The 17,658-nt window shown below is 62.2% G+C and carries 18 protein-coding genes; 7 read left to right on the top strand and 11 right to left on the bottom strand.

Annotation, left to right across the window (positions count from 1 at the left end; all coding sequences use genetic code 11):
• Positions 1-290: 290 nt before the first annotated feature.
• The 3 genes from G7047_RS16585 to G7047_RS16575 all read right to left on the bottom strand — a co-directional run bounded on the left by G7047_RS16585 (position 291) and on the right by G7047_RS16575 (position 4,773).
• Complete coding sequence (locus G7047_RS16585) at positions 291-1,595, bottom strand: MFS transporter (RefSeq protein ID WP_166307737.1); 1,305 nt, start codon at positions 1,593-1,595, stop codon at positions 291-293.
• Positions 1,596-1,756: 161 nt separating this feature from the next.
• A complete protein-coding gene (locus G7047_RS16580) occupies positions 1,757-3,334 on the bottom strand; it encodes an AMP-binding protein (RefSeq protein ID WP_166307735.1) in 1,578 nt (525 codons plus the stop codon).
• Positions 3,331-4,773, bottom strand: coding sequence for an aldehyde dehydrogenase family protein (locus tag G7047_RS16575; RefSeq protein WP_166307733.1), 1,443 nt, complete (start codon positions 4,771-4,773; stop codon positions 3,331-3,333). The genes G7047_RS16580 and G7047_RS16575 overlap by 4 nt, the downstream gene beginning before the upstream one ends.
• 234 nt (positions 4,774-5,007) lie before the next feature.
• On the opposite strand from G7047_RS16575, the gene G7047_RS16570 reads away from it, so the two are divergent.
• On the top strand, positions 5,008-5,796 hold the full coding sequence (locus G7047_RS16570) for an IclR family transcriptional regulator (protein WP_166307731.1): 789 nt from the start codon (positions 5,008-5,010) through the stop codon (positions 5,794-5,796).
• Here G7047_RS16570 and G7047_RS16565 read toward each other — a convergent pair.
• From G7047_RS16565 to G7047_RS16555, 3 genes are read right to left on the bottom strand one after another with little or no spacing between them, the layout of a single operon-like run.
• A complete protein-coding gene (locus tag G7047_RS16565; RefSeq protein ID WP_166307729.1) occupies positions 5,781-7,217 on the bottom strand; it encodes an ATP-binding protein in 1,437 nt (478 codons plus the stop codon). The two genes, G7047_RS16570 and G7047_RS16565, sit on opposite strands and share 16 nt — an antisense overlap.
• Positions 7,214-7,885, bottom strand: a complete 672-nt coding sequence (locus G7047_RS16560; RefSeq protein WP_166307726.1) for a response regulator transcription factor — start codon at positions 7,883-7,885, stop codon at positions 7,214-7,216. The genes G7047_RS16565 and G7047_RS16560 overlap by 4 nt, the downstream gene beginning before the upstream one ends.
• A complete protein-coding gene (locus G7047_RS16555) occupies positions 7,885-8,250 on the bottom strand; it encodes a PepSY domain-containing protein (protein WP_205904644.1) in 366 nt (121 codons plus the stop codon). The genes G7047_RS16560 and G7047_RS16555 overlap by 1 nt, the downstream gene beginning before the upstream one ends.
• A 182-nt stretch (positions 8,251-8,432) precedes the next feature.
• On the opposite strand from G7047_RS16555, the gene G7047_RS16550 reads away from it, so the two are divergent.
• From G7047_RS16550 to G7047_RS16540, 3 genes are all read left to right on the top strand, one after another.
• Entirely contained in the window at positions 8,433-8,780 is a 348-nt protein-coding gene (locus tag G7047_RS16550; RefSeq protein ID WP_166307724.1) for a PepSY domain-containing protein, read from the top strand.
• A 33-nt stretch (positions 8,781-8,813) separates the two neighbouring features.
• Complete coding sequence (locus G7047_RS16545) at positions 8,814-10,226, top strand: ferric reductase-like transmembrane domain-containing protein (RefSeq protein WP_240939156.1); 1,413 nt, start codon at positions 8,814-8,816, stop codon at positions 10,224-10,226.
• A 102-nt stretch (positions 10,227-10,328) separates the two neighbouring features.
• On the top strand, positions 10,329-10,685 hold the full coding sequence (locus G7047_RS16540; RefSeq protein WP_166307710.1) for an I78 family peptidase inhibitor: 357 nt from the start codon (positions 10,329-10,331) through the stop codon (positions 10,683-10,685).
• Between the two features lie 14 nt (positions 10,686-10,699).
• Here G7047_RS16540 and hemW read toward each other — a convergent pair whose 3' ends face one another.
• The 5 genes from hemW to G7047_RS16515 form a co-directional block, all read right to left on the bottom strand.
• A complete protein-coding gene (hemW, locus tag G7047_RS16535; RefSeq protein ID WP_166307707.1) occupies positions 10,700-11,947 on the bottom strand; it encodes a radical SAM family heme chaperone HemW in 1,248 nt (415 codons plus the stop codon).
• Between the two features lie 29 nt (positions 11,948-11,976).
• Positions 11,977-12,576 carry an RdgB/HAM1 family non-canonical purine NTP pyrophosphatase gene (gene rdgB, locus G7047_RS16530; protein ID WP_166307704.1) on the bottom strand — a complete coding sequence of 200 codons (600 nt, stop codon included), beginning with the start codon at positions 12,574-12,576 and terminating at the stop codon, positions 11,977-11,979.
• A 184-nt stretch (positions 12,577-12,760) separates the two neighbouring features.
• Positions 12,761-13,504, bottom strand: coding sequence for a ribonuclease PH (rph, locus tag G7047_RS16525; protein ID WP_166307701.1), 744 nt, complete (start codon positions 13,502-13,504; stop codon positions 12,761-12,763).
• Between the two features lie 19 nt (positions 13,505-13,523).
• On the bottom strand, positions 13,524-14,444 hold the full coding sequence (locus G7047_RS16520) for a PP2C family serine/threonine-protein phosphatase (protein ID WP_166307698.1): 921 nt from the start codon (positions 14,442-14,444) through the stop codon (positions 13,524-13,526).
• Positions 14,441-15,448: a serine/threonine-protein kinase gene (locus tag G7047_RS16515; protein ID WP_166307695.1), complete on the bottom strand. Its 1,008-nt coding sequence runs from the start codon at positions 15,446-15,448 to the stop codon at positions 14,441-14,443. The genes G7047_RS16520 and G7047_RS16515 overlap by 4 nt, the downstream gene beginning before the upstream one ends.
• A 94-nt stretch (positions 15,449-15,542) precedes the next feature.
• Here G7047_RS16515 and G7047_RS16510 point away from each other — a divergent pair, with 94 nt between their 5' ends.
• From G7047_RS16510 to rpoZ, 3 genes are read left to right on the top strand one after another with little or no spacing between them, the layout of a single operon-like run.
• A complete protein-coding gene (locus tag G7047_RS16510; protein ID WP_305793612.1) occupies positions 15,543-16,439 on the top strand; it encodes a YicC/YloC family endoribonuclease in 897 nt (298 codons plus the stop codon).
• A 37-nt stretch (positions 16,440-16,476) separates the two neighbouring features.
• Positions 16,477-17,097 carry a guanylate kinase gene (gmk, locus tag G7047_RS16505; RefSeq protein ID WP_166312105.1) on the top strand — a complete coding sequence of 207 codons (621 nt, stop codon included), beginning with the start codon at positions 16,477-16,479 and terminating at the stop codon, positions 17,095-17,097.
• 21 nt (positions 17,098-17,118) lie between these two features.
• Complete coding sequence (gene rpoZ / locus G7047_RS16500; protein ID WP_166067109.1) at positions 17,119-17,322, top strand: DNA-directed RNA polymerase subunit omega; 204 nt, start codon at positions 17,119-17,121, stop codon at positions 17,320-17,322.
• The last annotated feature ends 336 nt before the right edge of the window (positions 17,323-17,658 follow it).

Below are 17,658 nucleotides of genomic sequence, written 5' to 3'. Positions count from 1 at the left end.
TACGAAACCCGTGCCTTTTGTAGCAATAGATCGCACGTTTGCTGCCCCGTGCATTCAACGAGGCCAGCCACGGTTAATCGAGACTGACCGTTTGAACCCGCAGGGCTGCTGATGTTGTTAACGTCCGTTGTCTACAGAGGGCGACGAGAGGCGAAAAGCAACGTTAGCCACAACCGCACTCATAATCCATTGGTGCCCAGTTCGACTCTGGGAGGCCCTACCAGACGACAAAAGGACTTGGCTCATGCAGCCAAGTCCTTTTTTCATGCCCGAACGTATTCAGCAGAACCTCAGGCCGAACCCACTCCTGACAACTGCACGCCAGCTGGCAGCGACGGCACCTCGCGCTTGACCGTCTGCAGCGGATTGATGAACAGCGCGACGAACGCCCCGAAGCCGAGCAAGCCCGCCGAGATCATGAACGGCAGGGAGTAGCTGCCGGTGCTCTGAATCAGGTAGCCAAAGGCGACGGGCGAGATCATGCCTGCGACGCCGAAGCCGGTGTTCATCATGCCCGAGGCCGTTCCGGCGTAGTCGCCCGCGATGTCGAGCGGCAGGCTCCAGAGCACGGCGTTGGTCAGTTCTAGACAGAAGAACGAGGCGGAGAGCAGCAGCACGGCATTCATGGCGCTTTCGGCGGAGATCATCGGCACCATGAAGATCAGCGCACCGACCATGCCGAACACCAGTACTGAGATGCGTGCGAAGCGCAGATTGCCGGTGCGTTGGTAGAGCTTGTCCGAGATGACCCCACCCAGTGTGTCGCCGACCACGCCGGCAAGCAGCGGCAGGGCGGTGAAGATGGCCATTTCCTTGAGGTTGAAGCCGCGTGCGTCTTTCAGGTACGAGGGCAGCCAGGTGAGGAACACCCAGAGTGTCCAGCCGTAGCAGAAGTCCACCAAGGTCACTTTCCACATGCCGCCGATCAGGCGCTTCCAGGGTGTGGGGCCTTTTTCCTGTTTGGCTTTGACGGGGCGCCCTTCGTTGATTTCCGCGATCTCCGCTTCGGTGATGCGCGGGTGCTGCTGCGGCGTGTCGCGGAAGGTGAACCAGTAGAGCACGGTCCAGCCGAGGCTGATGATGCCCAGCACCACGAAGGATTCACGCCACCCCGCCATCGCGATGATCAGGAACACGAGTGGTGGCGTCACCGCGCCGCCGAGCCGCGAGAACGAATGCGTGATGCCCTGCGCAAAGCCGCGTTGCGAGACCGGAATCCAGTAGGTGAACGCGCGCGTGGCGGTTGGAAATGCACCGCCTTCACCAAGCCCAAGCGCGAGCCGCAGAATCAGCAGCGACACGAGCGATCCGACAAATCCGGTGAGCAGCGTGGCCACTCCCCAGATCAGCGAGAGCACGGTAAGCACTTTGTGCGGACCGAAGCGGTCAGCCAGCCAGCCACCCATGATCTGCATGGCTGCATAGGGGTAGGCGAAGGCCGAGAACACGAGGCCGAGCTGCAGATTGCTGAGGCCCATTTCTTCCTTGAGAAGGGGCGCTGCGACCGACATGTTGACCCGGTCGATGTAGGCGATGAAGTACATCAGGCACATCACGCCGAGGATCATGTGATGGGTTTTGACTCTACGTTGCATGTTTGTCTCCTTGGGTCTCTGTCCTGACCTTGGCGGTCGGCGAGCCCTTTTTTCAATTCACGGTAGAAGAAGGTGTGCGCGGCGTTGTTTCCGTTGCGCGCACACGCGCCAGTTCAGGAATCCTTTCGTTCGATCAGCGGTTGAAATGAGGGGCGCGTGGATCAGGCCGGTTGCTCCAGCAGCTTGAGCCGCTGCAGCTTTCCGGACGGGCCGCGTGGCAGCTCGTCCATCTGCACGAAGCGGCTAGGGCATTTGTAGTTGCCCAACTCGACAAGGCAGTGGCGTCGCAGGTCGGCGGCGTCGAATTCAGCGCCGTCGCGCATCACCAGATAGACGGCGATCTCCTGTCCATATTCGGGATGGGGAACGCCCACAGCTGCGGCGTCCAGCACCTTGGGATGCTTGAGCACGGCCTCGTCGATCTCGCGCGGCGCGATGTTTTCGCCGCCCTTGATGATGAGTTCCTTGGAGCGGCCGGTCACGTAGAAGAAGCCGTCGGCATCCTGATAACCGATGTCTCCGGTGCGCAGCCAGCCGTCGCTGGTGAAGGCGTCCTTGGTTCTGCTCGGGTCCTTGTAGTAGCCGAGCATCACGTTGGGGCCTTGCAGCACGATCTCGCCGCGCTCACCGGCAGGCAGAAAGCGGCCGTCGATGTCCATGATCGCCGCGAGTGCGCCCGTGGGTTGGCCGACACTGCCCACGCGCCGCGCGTTGGCGTCAAGCGGGTTGCTGAACGAAGGCGCAGCGGTTTCGGTCAGGCCCATGGTCTCGATGATGCCGAGGCCGAAGCGCGCCTCGAACGCGCGGTGGTGCTCGGGCGCGAGCGCCGCCGAGGCCGAGCGGCAGAACCTGAGACGCGAGAGATCGCGCGCGCCGTCGTTGTTTGACTCATTGTCCGCCTCGTCGTTGAGCAGGTAGGCGATGATCGTCGGCACCACGTTGATCCAGGTGCACTCGAATCGGCACACATCGGCCCAGAAGGTCTTGGCCGAAAACTTAGGTGCCATGACCAGCGAGCCGCCATGGAACAGCGGCGTGATCAGCGCCACCACCAGCGCGTTGATGTGATAGAGCGGCAGCGACACCATCACGCGGTCGCTCGCATTCAACTGGTGCGCTTCGGTCGTCGCAGCCGCGTTGGCGAGCAGATTGGCGTGACTCAGCAGCACGCCCTTGGGCACGCCGGTGGTGCCCGAGGTGTACATGATGAGCGCGGGTTCGTCGCTGGAAATGGCATGGGTAGCGAGCGAATCCGAATCGGCGTCCGCATTGGCCGCACCGTCTGCGGACAGTTCGGGCACCCACGGCACATGCATCGATTCTGGATCGCAGAGAACGATGGCGATGCGGCGTTCGATCTGTGCAAGCGCCTGCTCGAGCGGGGGCAGATACTCGCGGCAGGTGAACACCAGCCGCGTGTCCGAATGGCGCAGCACATGCAGGAGCTGCGACGGCTGGCTCAGCAGATTGACCGGATTGACCACCAGCCCGCTTGCCATGATTCCCAGCAGCAAGATGGCGGGCAGCGGCCCGTTGGGCAGGTAGACCGAGACCTTGTCTCCGGGCGCAAGTCCAGCTTGCGCGAGGTTGGAGCGCAGCTTGTCGGTCTCCGCCTTCAGCTGCGCGAACGAGAGGCTGGCGTCGTTCTGCGCGTTGAGCATGAACGAGGCCGAGCCGCGCCCGGCAGCGCGCGCGTCGATCAGCTCGCGAAGGTTTTGTGGGGATGCGTGGATGGTCATGCGCCGTACCTCCGGAACCAGTCGCCCAGCATGTCGTCGACCGATGGCTTGTTCTCGGCAATCGTTCGCGCGACGCGCGTCACGTTCATGTAGAAGCGGTAGTTGAGGTTGTCCGAGAAGTTGTTGCCGCCCCAGGTGCCGCAGCCCATGGACAGCGAGAATGGCAGCCCGTTGTTGAAGTTGCCACCGGTCGCGAAGCAGTGCGCCTGATTGAGGATCACGCGCGCCACCGGCAGGTTCTGCGCGAGGTACAGCGCCTGTTCGTCGTCCTGCGAATGCAGACTCACCGAATGCCCCGCGCCCATGTAGCCGTAAATGCGGCGCACGACGGCGGCGGCGTCGTTGAAGTCCTTTGCCGTGTAGACCGTGAGCACGGGCGAGAGCTTCTCGCCGGAGAAAAGATGATCGCTGCCTATGCCGGTTTCGTCGACCAGAAGCGCCGTGGGTGCATCGGTCGCGATGCGGCCGCGCCAGTCGATTCCGGCCAGCTCGGCGATGACTCTGGCGGACTTGCCGGTGACCACTTCGCTGAGCTTGCCGCCGCGCCACATGATGTTCTGCAGCCGCTCTTTTTCTTCGGTGTTCAGCAGCAGCCCGCCGCGAGCCTGCATCGCTTGCAGCATGTCGTCCCGAATGTCGGCCAGCAGCACCATGCTGTTTTCCGACGAGCAACTGGTGGCGTTGTCGAAGGTCTTGGAGGCAAGGATCAGACCGGCCGCTTCGGCGAGATTCGCCGAGCTGTCCACAATGGACGCCACATTGCCCGCGCCCACGCCGAACGCGGGCGTGCCGCAGGTGTAGGCCATGCGCACGTTGGCTTGCGAGCCGGTGGCGATCACCAGATCGGCCTGGCGCATCAGCTCGGCGGTCAGCGCCTTGCTGATGGGGCTGGGCAGCGTCTGCACCAGATCGACCGGCAGGCCGCACTTGCGCAGTTCCGCATGGATGAAGTCGATCAGCAACTGGCTCACGCCGAGGCCCTTGGGCGAGGGCGCGACGATCACCGCATTGCCGCACTTGAGCGCGTTGATGATGTTGTTGGCGGGCGTCGCGCCGGGGTTGGTGGAGGGCGTGATCGCGGCGACCACGCCGACGGAGCGTGCGATCTCGGTGATGCCCTTGGCCTTGTTCTCAGAGATCACGCCGTGCGTGCGAACGCCCTTCAAGTCACGCAGCAGGCCGAGCGTCTTGCGGTGGTTCTTGGTGATCTTGTCATTGACGTTGCCAAGGCTGGTTTCGCGCACCGCCAACTCGGCCATCTGGCGGTTGCGGCCAGGCTCCATGATCGCCCAGCCCACTGCCGAAACTGCGTCGTCCATACCTTGTTGACCGAGCTGCGCGAAGTTGGCATGTGCCGCACGCGCACGCCGCATGAGTTCGGCAATGGTCTGCTGCGCGGCCAGCAGCTGAGGGTCGCGTTGTGTCTCCTGCACTTCCATAGTGTTGCTCCTTGATGTCGTTCTGGTCTTCGCGTACTGCGTTTGAACAAGCCAGAAGAAAGTGCGCACGCTGTGTCAGCAGATCAATCCAGTGACCGTGTGCGCCTGCTCTCCATGCCTGTCTGATTCACAGGCTAGGCGGTCGCGAAACGGGCGAGTCCCGTTTTTTGCGTTTTGTGCGACGTGAGGGGCAATCCGGATTCAAAAGTGCATTTTTCGGGACAAGATCGCCCCATGTCCTCGACCCAATCCAATGCCGCAGCTATCCGCGCCTTCCGCATCGTCGAGCTGCTGGCGCAGGCGCGCGAGCCGCTCACGCTCATGGACATCAGTACGCGCATGGACCTGCCCAAGCAGTCGGTGCACCGGCTGCTCAAGCAGCTCGAAAGCGCGTGGCTCGTGAACCGCGACGGTCCGGGCAAGCACTACGTCTGTTCGAGCCGGGTGCGGCAGATGGCGATCAATCTGCTGATGACCACGGGACCTGCGGCCGAGCGACGCGCGATTCTTCAGGAGCTCGCCGACAAGGTGCAGGCGAGCTGCAATCTCGCGATCTCGGGCGGCGACTCGGTCGTCTATCTCGACCGCGTGGAGGCCAACTGGAGCGCGAGCACCAAGCTTGTGCCGGGCACGCGCGTGCCGTTTCACTGCACGGCCAGCGGCAAGCTGCTGATGAGCTTTTTGCCGAAGGCGCAGCGCGAACGCCTGCTGCGCAGCCTGCCACTGCGGCGCTGGACCGAGCTGAGCATCTGCGATGCCGAGCGGTTGAAGGACGATCTGGAAGAGACGCGTAAGCGCCGCCTCGGTGTGAACACCGGCGAGTACATCCCCGGCGTGGTCGCGATTGCCGTGCCGGTGATGCTGGGCCCGAAGAAGGTCGGCGCGGCGGTCGCGATCCAGGTGAGCGACGACCGCATGGGCATCGACGATCTGATGCGTTGGGCGCCAGAGTTGCGCGCGGTGGCCGAGCGGCTTGCGCAGACCTTCGACGTGCCCGACGGGCGCGTTCATTCGCCGTCGTAGCGGGTCATGTTGGCGGGCAGAAGCAGGCGCATGCGCAGGCCGCCCATGGGCGACTCCAGCGCCTGCACCTCGCCGCCGTAGGTCTGAGCGAGATCGCGCACGATGTCGAGACCAAGGCCCGATCCGGGGCGCTGTTCATCAAGGCGCATGCCGCGCTGAAAGACGAGTTCGCGCTCGTGTTCGGAGAGGCCCGGACCATCATCGTCGACGGTGATCTCGAGCATCATGGAATCATGCGAGAGCGCCGCGTTGACGACCACGCGGCCCGTCGCCCACTTGCCCGCGTTGTCGATCACGTTGCCCATGAGTTCGAAGAAATCCTGTTCCTCGCCACGAAAGGCGAGCTCGGGTGGGACATCGTTCATGTCGAAATGCAGCCCGCGTTCGGCATGCAATTTTTCCATGGTGCGGCGCAGTGCCTGCAACGGCGCGAGCACCGGCGTGCGCAGGCCTGATGAGCGCGCGGCGGAGGCAGCTCTGGCGCGTGCGAGGTGGTGGTCGATCTGGCGCTGGGCGGTGCTGGCCTGCTCGGTCACGAGTCTTGCGAGGCTACCGGTTTCATGCTCCGCTGCGTTGCGCAGAATGGCAAGCGGTGTGTTCACCGCATGGGCGAGGTTGCCCGCCTGCGTGCGAGCGCGCTGCACGATCTCGGCATTGGTGTGCAGTACCTTGTTGAATTCGTTGACCAGCGGCTGCAGCTCCTGCGGAAAGCGGCCTTCGAGCGTGCTTGCGTCGCCGTTGCGCACGGCGCTCAGGCGTTCGCGCAGCTGCTTGAGTGGCTGCAGGGCGAGTTGCAATTGAATCAACACGGCAATCGCGAGGCCGAGCGCAAGTATGCCGAGCGTGAGCAGCAGCATGGAGGTGAAGCGCTGCAGGGGCTCGGTCATCAGCGCACTGTCGGCCGCGATGGTCAGGCGCAGTGGCGGGCTGTTGGCATCGGGCAATTGCAGGTTGCGCGTGACGGCGAGCAGTGTGTTGTTCTCGCTGTCGTGCAGCGTCAGTGCGCGGTAGTTCTTGCCCGATGTGGCGAACCTCACGGCAGTCGGCATGGCCAGCGCCTGATCCCAGAGCGAGCGCGAGCGCGCCATGGCTTCGCGAGTCACCTGCGGGTGCTGCTGCTCATCGAGCCGAAGCTCGTCGATCTGCCAGTACAGGCCCGAGAGTGGCTGCTCGAAACGGTTGTCGCTGGCGAGCGGAATGACGGCGATTTTGCCTCCGGGCTGCACGTTCACGGCAGCGCTGAGCTGGTTGAGGTGCAGCACCAGCTGGGTTTCGAGCTGTTGCTCTATGTGCTCCTTGAACAGATTGCGCAGACCCCAGCCCGCGAGCGCGAGGGTCACGATGATCCATGCGAGCGCCCCGATCAGCAGGCGCGTGCGCAGCGAACCGGACGATGTAGGGAGCGTCGCAGGCTCACTCATGCAGTGACGTTCGGATCGATGAGGCGGTAGCCGAGGCCCCGCACGGTCTCGATGCTGCCGGGCGGGAGCTTTTTGCGCAGGCGGCCGATGAACACTTCGATGGTGTTGGAGTCGCGGTCGCTGTCTTGCGGGTAGATGTGCTCGGAGAGTTCGGTGCGCGAAAACACCTCGCCCACGCGCTGCATCAGCAGCGAGAGGATCTTGAATTCATGGCTGGTGACGACGAGCGCCTGGCCATCGACGAGCACGCGCGCCTGCCGCGTGTCCAGCCGGATGGGGCCGCATTGCCACTCGGCGCTGGACTGGTTGCCCAGTCGCCTGAGCAAGGCGCGCAGGCGCGCGAGCAGCTCTTCCATGTGGAAGGGCTTGGCGAGATAATCGTCGGCTCCGGCGTCCATGCCCGCGACCTTCTCGTGCCATGCGCCGCGCGCCGTGAGAATCATCACCGGCATGCTGCGGCCCGCCGTGCGCCAGCTACGCAGCACGGTGAGGCCATCGACCACGGGTAGACCGAGGTCGAGAATCGCTGCATCGTAGTCCTCGACCTCGCCGAGGTATTGGGCCGCAGCGCCATCGCTCGCGGTCTCGACGGTATGGTTGGCGGTCTCCAGCGCGCGCACCAGTTGCGCCTGCAGCGTGGGCTCGTCTTCGACGACCAGAATGCGCATCAGTGACCGCCTTTCTGCTTGGCCTTGATCACCCGTCCGCTGGCCGCATCGACTTCGAGCTTCATGAGCTGACCGTCTTGCCGGAGCAGCTTGATCTCGTAGACGAACACGCCGTCTTCACGATCCAGCTCGACCTCGAGCACCTGTCCCTGAAAGTCGCGTTCCACCTGCGCGAGCACGGTGCGCAGCGGCAGCACCTTGCCCTCGCGCAGCGCGCGTCGTGCCATCTCGTGATCGCTCTCACCAGCCTGCGGCATGTTGGATGAAGCCCCCACGAACGACCACAGGCCGAACGCCAGCGCCGCAAGGCCGAATGCGGAAAGCAAGCGGCTGCGCCAGGAGGTCTTGATGGTGGATGGGGGCATTGAGATATCGATGTGCGGTTTGCGTGACGGTTTGTTTATATCGAATCAAAGATGAACCCTGGATGAACGGTTGATTCAGCTTGCTTTCACGCATGGTTTTGAACAATGCAGGCAGACACGGAACTGGACAGGAACAAGGCCGTGTCGAACATTTTCCACCATCGTCACTCAAGGAGTTTTTCATGTTGTTCACTTCACGCTTTGCCACCACGCACAAGACCTTCACCCGCGTTGCCACTCCGCTTGCGCTGGTGCTCGCCATCGGTGGTGGTGCCTCGCTCGCAGTGGCTCAGGGCAACACCGCCCCCACTGCAGCTCCTGTCGCAGCGGCCGTGACCACCGCTGCGCCCGCATTGAACCTTCGTCAGATCTACGACCGCATCGAAGCCGCCGGATACCGTGACATCCGCGAGATCGAGTGGGATGACGGACGCTACGAAGCCAAGGCCAGCAACGCGCAGGGCCAACGGATGAAGCTCTATGTGAATGCGACATCCGGCACCATCGAGCAGGCCAAGCTGCGTCACTGATCATTTGCAAACCATGACGGGGGGTAAGAAAAAATGCGCAGGCTTCACATCGAAAAGCAATGGGTGCTGGGGGCTTTTCTCGCGGCCATCACGGTTCTGTGGATTGCGGTGTCGCCGCCGGACTGGCGCACCGTTCCCTTCGTCGATGCTGATGGAGCGGCATCCGGGTTGTGGGCGCTCAGGCAGCATGTGCTGTATCTGAGCGGACTGCTGTCTGTGGGGCTGATGTCGATGTGCATGCTGCTGGGGCTGCGTCAGCCGTGGATGGAGCGTGTGGTGGGCGGCATGGACCAGGTTTACCGCTTGCACAAATGGGCGGGCATCGGCGCGGGTGCAACCGCCATTGCGCATTGGCTTGCGAAAGAGTCGGGTGGCTGGATCAAGGACATCTGGGGCAGTGCCGGACGCCCTGCACGCGAGGCGATGTTGGCGTGGGCCGGGGCGCTGCGTTCGCCCGCCAAGGACATTGGCGAGATGGCGTTCTACGTTCTGCTCGCGCTGTTGCTGGTGACGCTGTGGCAGCAACTGCTCAACTACAGGCGATGGCGGTGGACGCATCGCGCCATGCCGCTGATTTATCTCGCGCTGGTATGTCACTCCATCGTGCTGATGCCTGCGCGCGTCTGGCTTGAGCCACTGGGTGTGCTGTTCGCATCGATGTTTGCGGTGGGAAGCGCGGCCGCGCTGGTTTCGTTGACGGATCGCATTGGCCGTTCGCGCACATTCGATGCGCGCGTCGAGAGCGTGACGTCGGCCGGTGCAGGCAAGGGCCAACAGCCCTTGGAACTGGTGTGCGCCATGCCCCGAGATTGGCGCGGATTTCGGCCCGGGCAGTTCGTGTTTCTGACGTTTGATCGCGTGGAGGGCGCGCATCCATTCACCATTGCTGGTGCGCCCGAGACGTTGGGTTGCAATGCGCGTGGCGAGCCGTTGCTGCGTTTTCTAATCAAACCGCTGGGCGACTGCACAACGGCGCTTTCGGCCCTGCTGCATGTGGGGCAGAGCGTGCAGATCGAAGGGCCTTATGGGCAGTTTGACGCCATCGGCGAGGCGGGGCGCGATCAGGTCTGGGTGGCGGGTGGTGTGGGTATCACGCCGTTCATTGCCTTTCTCGAAGCGCGCCAGCCGCAGTCAGGTCATGTGCATGCACATTCCCACGAGGGTGAGGTGTGGATGCACTATTGCACGCGCGATGCGGTCGGTGATGCCTTGCTGGCGCGTGTGCGGCAATTGTGTGAACAGGCCGTGCCTGTGGTGCATCTGACGGTGCACGATGCGGCAGTGGGAGATTTCTTTGCGCCCGAGTCGCTGGAGCAGCATGGCGCATGCGGGCTCGACATCTGGTTTTGCGGACCGGCGGGTTTGGGCGTGGTCCTGAAGGACGCTTGCAGACGCATTGGAGCGGGGCGCTGGCGGTTGCATCGTGAGCTGTTCGCCATGCGGTGATTGTGCCGATGATGAATATCGCCTCGTTACCGTTGATTGCCCTCTGACCTCCAACTTGGGTTAAGGTGCAGGCTTGTTTTTTCTCAGGAAAGAAGGTTGTCGATGCGAGCGCTTTCATCGGGACTGTTGTCGTTGTGCGTGGCGCTGCTGTTGGCCGGATGTCAGACGGTATCGCCGCAAGGGCCGGGCAGTTCCAAGCCTTCCGCACCACCACCGCCGCCCGAGCCTATCGGCAAGACGACTGCGCCACCCGGCAACATCTGCAATGCCCCGCCCGCGCAATGGGCGGTGGGCAAGATGCCCACGCCGAGCGTGACGGAGAACGCACGTGTGCGCGCAGGTGCCCGTATGGCGCGCGTGCTGCGGCCGGGGCAGATGGTGACCAAGGAGTTTGATCAGCAGCGCCTGAATCTCGAGCTCGATGACAGCGGAAAGATCATCGCCGCGCGTTGCGGCTGACGGGGCGAAGTGTCTCAGGGGGCTGTCAAAAACAACGACTGCAGATCGCTCAGAAAATCGAAGCCGCGTTCGGTTGGCTGGATCTTCAGACCACTGCGCGTGATGAGTCCTTTGGCTTCGGCTTCCTTCAGTCCTGCGTCGATCGTCGACAGCGGCGTGCCGGTGCGGTCCATGTAGTCTTGCAGCGAGAAACCTTCGCGTAGGCGCAGCGCGTTGAGCATGTATTCAAACGGCAGATCCGCACGTCGCACATCGTCGTCTTGAGCGACGGCGAGGCCCGCGAGCGCGCCTTCCATGTAGCGTTCGGGATCACGCAGGCGCACCTGGCGCACTACGCGATGCGCGAAGCTCAGCTTGCTGTGCGCGCCCGCGCCGATACCGAGGTAGTCACCGAACTCCCAGTAGTTGGTGTTGTGCCAGCATTCGTGATTGGCGCGTGCGTAGGCCGAGATCTCGTAGCGGCGCATGCCCTTTTCGCCGGTCAGCTCGGTGATGCGGTCGAGCATGTCGTAGGCCGTGTCTTCGTCGGGCACCGTGGGCGGGAACTTGGCGAAGTAGGTGTTGGGCTCGATGGTCAGGTGATAGACCGACAGGTGCGGCGGTGCGAACGACAGCGCGGTCTGCAGATCGCGCTCCAGATCGAGCGGGCTCTGGCCGGGCAGGGCGTACATGATGTCAAGATTGAAGGTGTCAAACGCCTGCGCTGCCTCCTCGACGGCGGCCATCGCCTGCGCGCCATCATGCACACGGCCGAGTGCCTTGAGAAAGCGGTCGTCAAAGCTCTGCACACCGATGGACAGGCGGGTGACACCCGCCGCACGGTAGGCGCGAAAGCGGTCCTTCTCGAAGGTACCGGGGTTGGCCTCCATCGTGATCTCGCAGTCGGCCTCAAGCCGCAGGCGTGCGCGCACGTCGCTGAGCAACTGATCGATGGATTCGGGCGAGAACAAGCTAGGTGTGCCGCCCCCGATGAAGATGCTGTGGACTGAACGGCCCCAGATCAGTGGCAGCGCCGCCTCGAGGTCGGCCATCAGCGCTGCGAGGTATCTCTTCTCGTCGTGTGCGCCACCGCGTGCCTCGTGCGAGTTGAAATCACAGTAGGGGCACTTTTTCAGGCACCAGGGCAGGTGGATGTAGAGCGACAGCTGCGGCAGGCTGGTGAGCTGCAGCACGCCGGGGCGCATGTAGTCCATGATGGAGCGCAGCGGCTTGCCGGTGATGGGGGCGTTTGCCTTGTCTGCGGAAACGATGGGGATGCTCATGTGGGTTTGCGATCTTGTGGCGTGATCGATCAGAACCAGTTTTCGCGCAGCATGTCCAGCATCTGCTGCGTGGCGCGGCCGCGGTGGCTGTAGGAATTCTTTACGACGGGCGGAAGCTGTGCGAAGGTGTGGCCGAGTTCGGGGATGAACATGATGGGGTCGAAGCCGAAGCCGTTCGTGCCCTTGGGTTCGCGCAGAATCTCGCCGCGCACGCGGCCCACGGCAATCAGTGGCTCGGGGTCCTTGGCGCTGCGAACGGCGACCAGCGTGCTCACCATGGTGGCGCGGCGGTTGTCGATGTTCTCCATCTGCTCGAGCAGGGCGCGCACGTTGTTGGCATCGCTCTTGTCGTAGCCGAACTGCGTGCAGTAGTACGCGGTCTGCACGCCAGGCAGGCCACCGAAGGCTTCCACGCACATGCCGGCATCGTCGGCGATGGAAGGCAGGCCGGTTTTTTCGGCAGCGAAGCGGGCCTTGGTGAGGGCGTTTTCGACAAAGGTGTCGTAGGGTTCTTCGGCTTCGCCAGTGAAGAGTTGGGATTGCGGAATCAGCTCGACGCCAAGCGGCTCGAGCATGCTTTGCAGTTCCACCAGCTTTCCCTTGTTGTTGGATGCCAGAACGATTTTCATCTTTGGTTTTTGTGTGGTACGAAGCCTTGCGGCTTCGATGGGTCATTCGTTTGGAGGGGCCAAGACGGCCCTTCATACTTTGTTGCGAAGCCTTGCCGTGAACATACGGTCTGCGGCTTCGCGTCTGAAGGGCAGTCTTGGCGTTGTGGTGTTTGTTCCGAGGCTGCGTGCGCTGCGGATGCCGTTAGTTCAGGGACTGTTTTTGCATTGTGATGAGTTCGCCGATGCCTTTTTCTGCAAGGTTCAGCAACTGATCCATTTCCTTGCGGGAGAAGGCAGCTCCTTCTGCGGTGCCCTGAATTTCGATGAAGTGGCCTGCGCCGGTCATCACGACGTTCATGTCAGTGTCGCAGGCGACGTCTTCGCGGTATTCGAGGTCGAGCATGGGCTGGGTGCCGACGATGCCGACCGAGATGGCGGCGATCTCCGCGATGATCGGGGATTCGGTGAGCTTGCCGGATTCGAGCAGCTTGGTGACCGCGTCATGCGCTGCCACCCAGGCGCCGGTGATGGCTGCCGTGCGTGTGCCACCGTCGGCTTGGATCACGTCGCAGTCGAGTTGGATGGTGCGCTCGCCGAGCTTGGCAAGGTCGAACGCAGCGCGCAGGCTGCGGCCGATGAGGCGCTGGATTTCCTGCGTGCGGCCGGTCTGCTTGCCCTTAGCGGCTTCGCGGTCGGAGCGCGAATGCGTGGCGCGCGGCAGCATGCCGTATTCGGCCGTCAGCCAGCCTTCACCGCTGCCGCGCTTGTGCGGCGGCACGCGTTCTTCGATCGATGCGGTGCACAGCACCTTGGTGTTGCCGAACTCGATCAGTACCGAGCCTTCCGCATGCATGGTGTAGTTGCGGGTGATGCGCACGGGGCGCAGCGTGTCGTTGGCGCGGCCGATGCGGGCGAAATCGTTGGCGGTTGAGGCTTGGTTCGTCATGCCTCCGATTGTCCGCTTTTCACGCTTTGCGTGCCGCAGACGTTCGGCGAATGGCCTCGTTGATCTCGGCAATCGAACGTTCGATGGCCTCGTCGTCGAGATCGTCGATCTCGTCGGGAAACCCGGAATTGTCCATCAGCCCGGCCTGAATGGTGGAGGCAAAAACGTCTTCGCTGATGCTGTCGGTCGAGATGCCCATGGTGGAGGCGAACTGGTCGGGCGTCTCCCACTCCATCGCTACCACGGTGACGTTGTCACTGGAACTTCCGGCCTCGCGCAGGGCCTCTTCGACGAGGTTGGGAACGGCTTCCGATACGGTGTTGCGGCCGAGTTCCTTGGCGATCTTGTCGTCGTCCAGCGCCCCCCAGAGGCCGTCCGAACACAGCAGCAAGCGGTCGCCTTGCTCCAGATTCACCGGGTCGCTGATGTCATACACCGGCTTGGACGGCGATCCGAGGCAGGTGAACAGCACGTTGCGGTTGATGTTCTCGAGACCTTGGAACGAGGCGTTGCGCAGCTCGAGATACGAGTGATCGCGCGTGCGGGTCACTTTCTGGCCTTCGCGCACCATGTACAGGCGCGAGTCGCCGCAGTGGATCCATTGGGCGCGGCCATCTTGCACCACGGCGGCCACGAGCGTGGTGCGCGGCGAGTCTCCGAGTGACTTGTCGCTGGTGTAGCGCAGGATCTGGTGGTGCGCGGCGAGCAGCGCGGCTGTCAGAAAGGTGGGCACGTCGGCCAGTGCGGGCTTGGCCTCGCGCTGGAAGAGGGCGGAAACGGTCTGGATGGCGATCTGCGCAGCCACCTCGCCATCGGGGTGCCCGCCCATGCCGTCGGCCAGAACGAAGAGGCCGGATTCCCGCGTGTAGCAATAGCCCATGCGGTCTTCATTCTTTTCGCGACCGCCCTTGCGGCTGATCTGGAAGACGGAGAATTTCATTGGATTTTCCCTGGGCCGCTGCCTACTTTGAGGACGTTGTTGCGTGTATCAGCCACGAGTGTGTCGATTTGCAGGCGCATTTTCTCTGCGACTGTGAGTTTGGTATAGCGGCGCTCGCCTTCGCGGCTCAATTCTTTTTGCAGCGCGAAGACGGATTGAGGGCGCGACAGCGGATCCAGCGCCATACACCACTCGACGACCTCGATCAGGTTATCGGAGTAGAGACCGCGCATCTTGGCGAGCGCGGCGGTGAGGCGGTCCTTGTCGGAGCGCTGCGTCGCTTCGGTGGGCGGGTAGCCGTGCATGCAGGCGTAGATGCAGGCGCCGATGGCGTAGATGTCGGTCCACGGGCCCATCTGGGCGTCGCGGCGGTACATCTCGGGTGCGGCGAAGCCAGGCGTGTACATCGGACGGATGAAGTTGCCTTCCTTGGATAGCACCTCGCGTGCGGCGCCGAAATCGATCATCACGGCGCGGTCATCGTCGGTGATGAAGATGTTGGCGGGCTTGATGTCGAGGTGCAGCATCTTGTGCTGGTGCACGATGCGCAGGCCGCGCAGCACCTCGTCGAACAGCGAGCGGATGGTGGATTCGCGGAAGATCTTCTGCGCCTTTTGGTCGCGCGCAGTGATGATGAAATCCTGCAGCGTGGCGCCTTCCAGGTAGTTCATCACCATGTAGACGGTCTCGTTCTCGCGGAAGAAATTCAGCACGCTCACCACGGAGGGGTGCGATATCTGGGCCAACGAGCGACCTTCTTCGAAAAAGCTCTTGAGGCCGAGGCGATAAAGCGACAGTTTTTCGGGGGAAACGACCGGAGCGAGCTCACCCTGTGCACGCGAGGCGAGGGACGAAGGAAGGTATTCCTTGACGGCGACTGTCTGGTCGTCCGCGCTGATCGCTTGATAGACAACACCGAAGCCGCCAGCAGCTACGCGGCGTACGATTCGATATCCGCCGATGACGGTATCCGGGGGGAGTGGGGAAGGCTTGATTTTCGACATATGGCAGTGGATGCAATCACGGGTCGGTCAGAACCCGGATAATCGCCGGATTGCAAGCAACCAATCACCGAAAAGTCCAATGGCAGTTTACAGCATGACAGGGTACGCCAGCGCACAGCTGGAGGCTCCAGTGAGCGAAGAGCGACAAAATGCGCCGCATCGGCAACTGGGACTGGAGATCAGATCGGTCAACAGCCGCTTTCTGGACCTTTCTTTCCGCCTGTCGGAAGATCTGCGTTCGCAGGAGCCCATGTTGCGCAGCTTGCTCACGACCAAGCTCAAGCGCGGCAAGGTGGAAGTGCGGGCATTTTTTGTGGAGGCCGGCGAAAGTGCGTCGCTTCCCGACCCCGCGCCGCAGATGCTCCAGCGCCTGTGTTCTCTGCAGGATACGGTTCAGGCTTGGTTACCCAATGCGGCGCCGCTGAGCGTTGCTGATGCGTTGCGCCTTTGCACAGCCGGATCGGGTTCGACTCAGGACTGGACCGAGCCGCTCAAAAAGCTCGCTCAAGGCACCCTCAAAGACCTGTCGACGGCCCGTGAACGTGAGGGTGAGCGACTGGCCGCCATGCTGATCGACCGCGTGAGCCAGTTGCGCGAGCTCGCCAAGCAAGCAGTGCCACTGGTTCCTCAACTGGTTGAGCAGCAGCGTCAGCGTTTCATGGAGCGCTGGAAGGAAGCGATGGGCCTGGCCGAAGGCAGCGTTGCGCCCGAGATGGCGCAGGACCGTGCCTTGACCGAGGCCACGGCCTTTGCCATCCGCATCGACGTGGCAGAGGAGATCACGCGCTTGGATTCGCATCTCGACGAGATCGAGCATCTGCTGAAAAAAGGCGGTGAAGTGGGCAAGCGGCTTGACTTTCTGATCCAGGAACTGCACCGCGAAGCAAACACGCTTGGCTCCAAATCCGCAGCGATGGAACTGACCAAAATCAGCGTCGACATGAAGGTGCTGATTGAACAGATGCGCGAACAGGTTCAGAACATCGAGTGATAATTCCGTTTTGGAAGCGCGCAAAGCGCTCGAATCTATGGACTATCCAGGTAATTTATTTGTAGTGTCGGCCCCGAGTGGGGCCGGTAAATCCAGCCTTGTGAAGGCGTTGCGCGAGCTTGACTCGCGGGTTCAGCCTTCTGTTTCCCACACAACGCGCGCTCCGCGCGGTCAGGAAAAGCACGGCCGAGAGTATTTCTTCACCTCCGATCAGGAGTTCGACGCAATGGTTGCGGCCAACGGCTTTGTCGAATGGGCCAATGTGCACGGGCGCCGCTATGGCACCTCGCGCAAGGCGATCGAGGATCGTGTGGGCAACGGTGGGGATGTGATTCTGGAGATTGACTTCCAAGGCGCGATGCAGGTCAAAAAGACCTTCGCCAACGCCGTGCTGGTCTTTATCCTGCCGCCGAGCTGGGAAGAGCTGCGTTCGCGCCTGGAGCGCCGTGGCGAGGACGAGCCGGACGTGATCGAACACCGTCTCGTGAACGCCGCCGAAGAGATGGCGCAGGCATGCAATTTCGACTTCGTTATAATCAATGAAGTTTTTGAACATGCGCTTTTCGATCTGAAAACCATTGTTCACGCGCAGCGTCTGAAGTACGCCGCCCAGCGCAGAGCCAGGGCCGATACTTTTGGATCGCTCCACATTCCCTGAACTGGATCCCCGGAGAATCATATGGCCCGCATCACTGTGGAAGACTGCCTTGAGCAGATCCCCAACCGTTTTCAACTGGTTTTGGCCGCGACATATCGTGCCCGCATGCTGAGCCAGGGCCACTCGCCCAAGATCGAGAGCCGCAACAAGCCTGCCGTGACCGCGCTGCGAGAAATCGCCGCTGGCAAGGTCGGGTTGGAAATGCTCAAGAAGGTTCCGGGCTGATCTTTGGCAGTCGGACCGTGCGGGGTAAACCGCGTAGGTCGTTGCCGTGCATAGCAAAATAGCGCCGTCAGACGGCGCTATTTTTTTGCCCAAAATATGCTTGGATGAGGAGCTCAAAGCATGAAATGGTGGGAATGTCGTGAGACTGTCTGTATCTGGCTAAGACAGTGATTAAGATTTTTTCTTTCGATTTGCCTGTTTTTCGCATCAAAATCAATCATTGATGCGTGAGGACAACATCGAAAAGCTTCTCGCTCGCGCAAAGGCTGTTTAATATTTGGCTTGCTGCACTGCAATAAAGGCACTCTTGAGCGGCTTGGCGCAGCAAACGGGCTG

Source organism: Diaphorobacter sp. HDW4A (assembly GCF_011305995.1).
Classification (GTDB): Bacteria; Pseudomonadota; Gammaproteobacteria; order Burkholderiales; family Burkholderiaceae_C; genus Diaphorobacter_A.
Note: the sequence above shows the minus strand (reverse complement) of the source record. Positions and strands in the feature narration are given on the sequence as shown.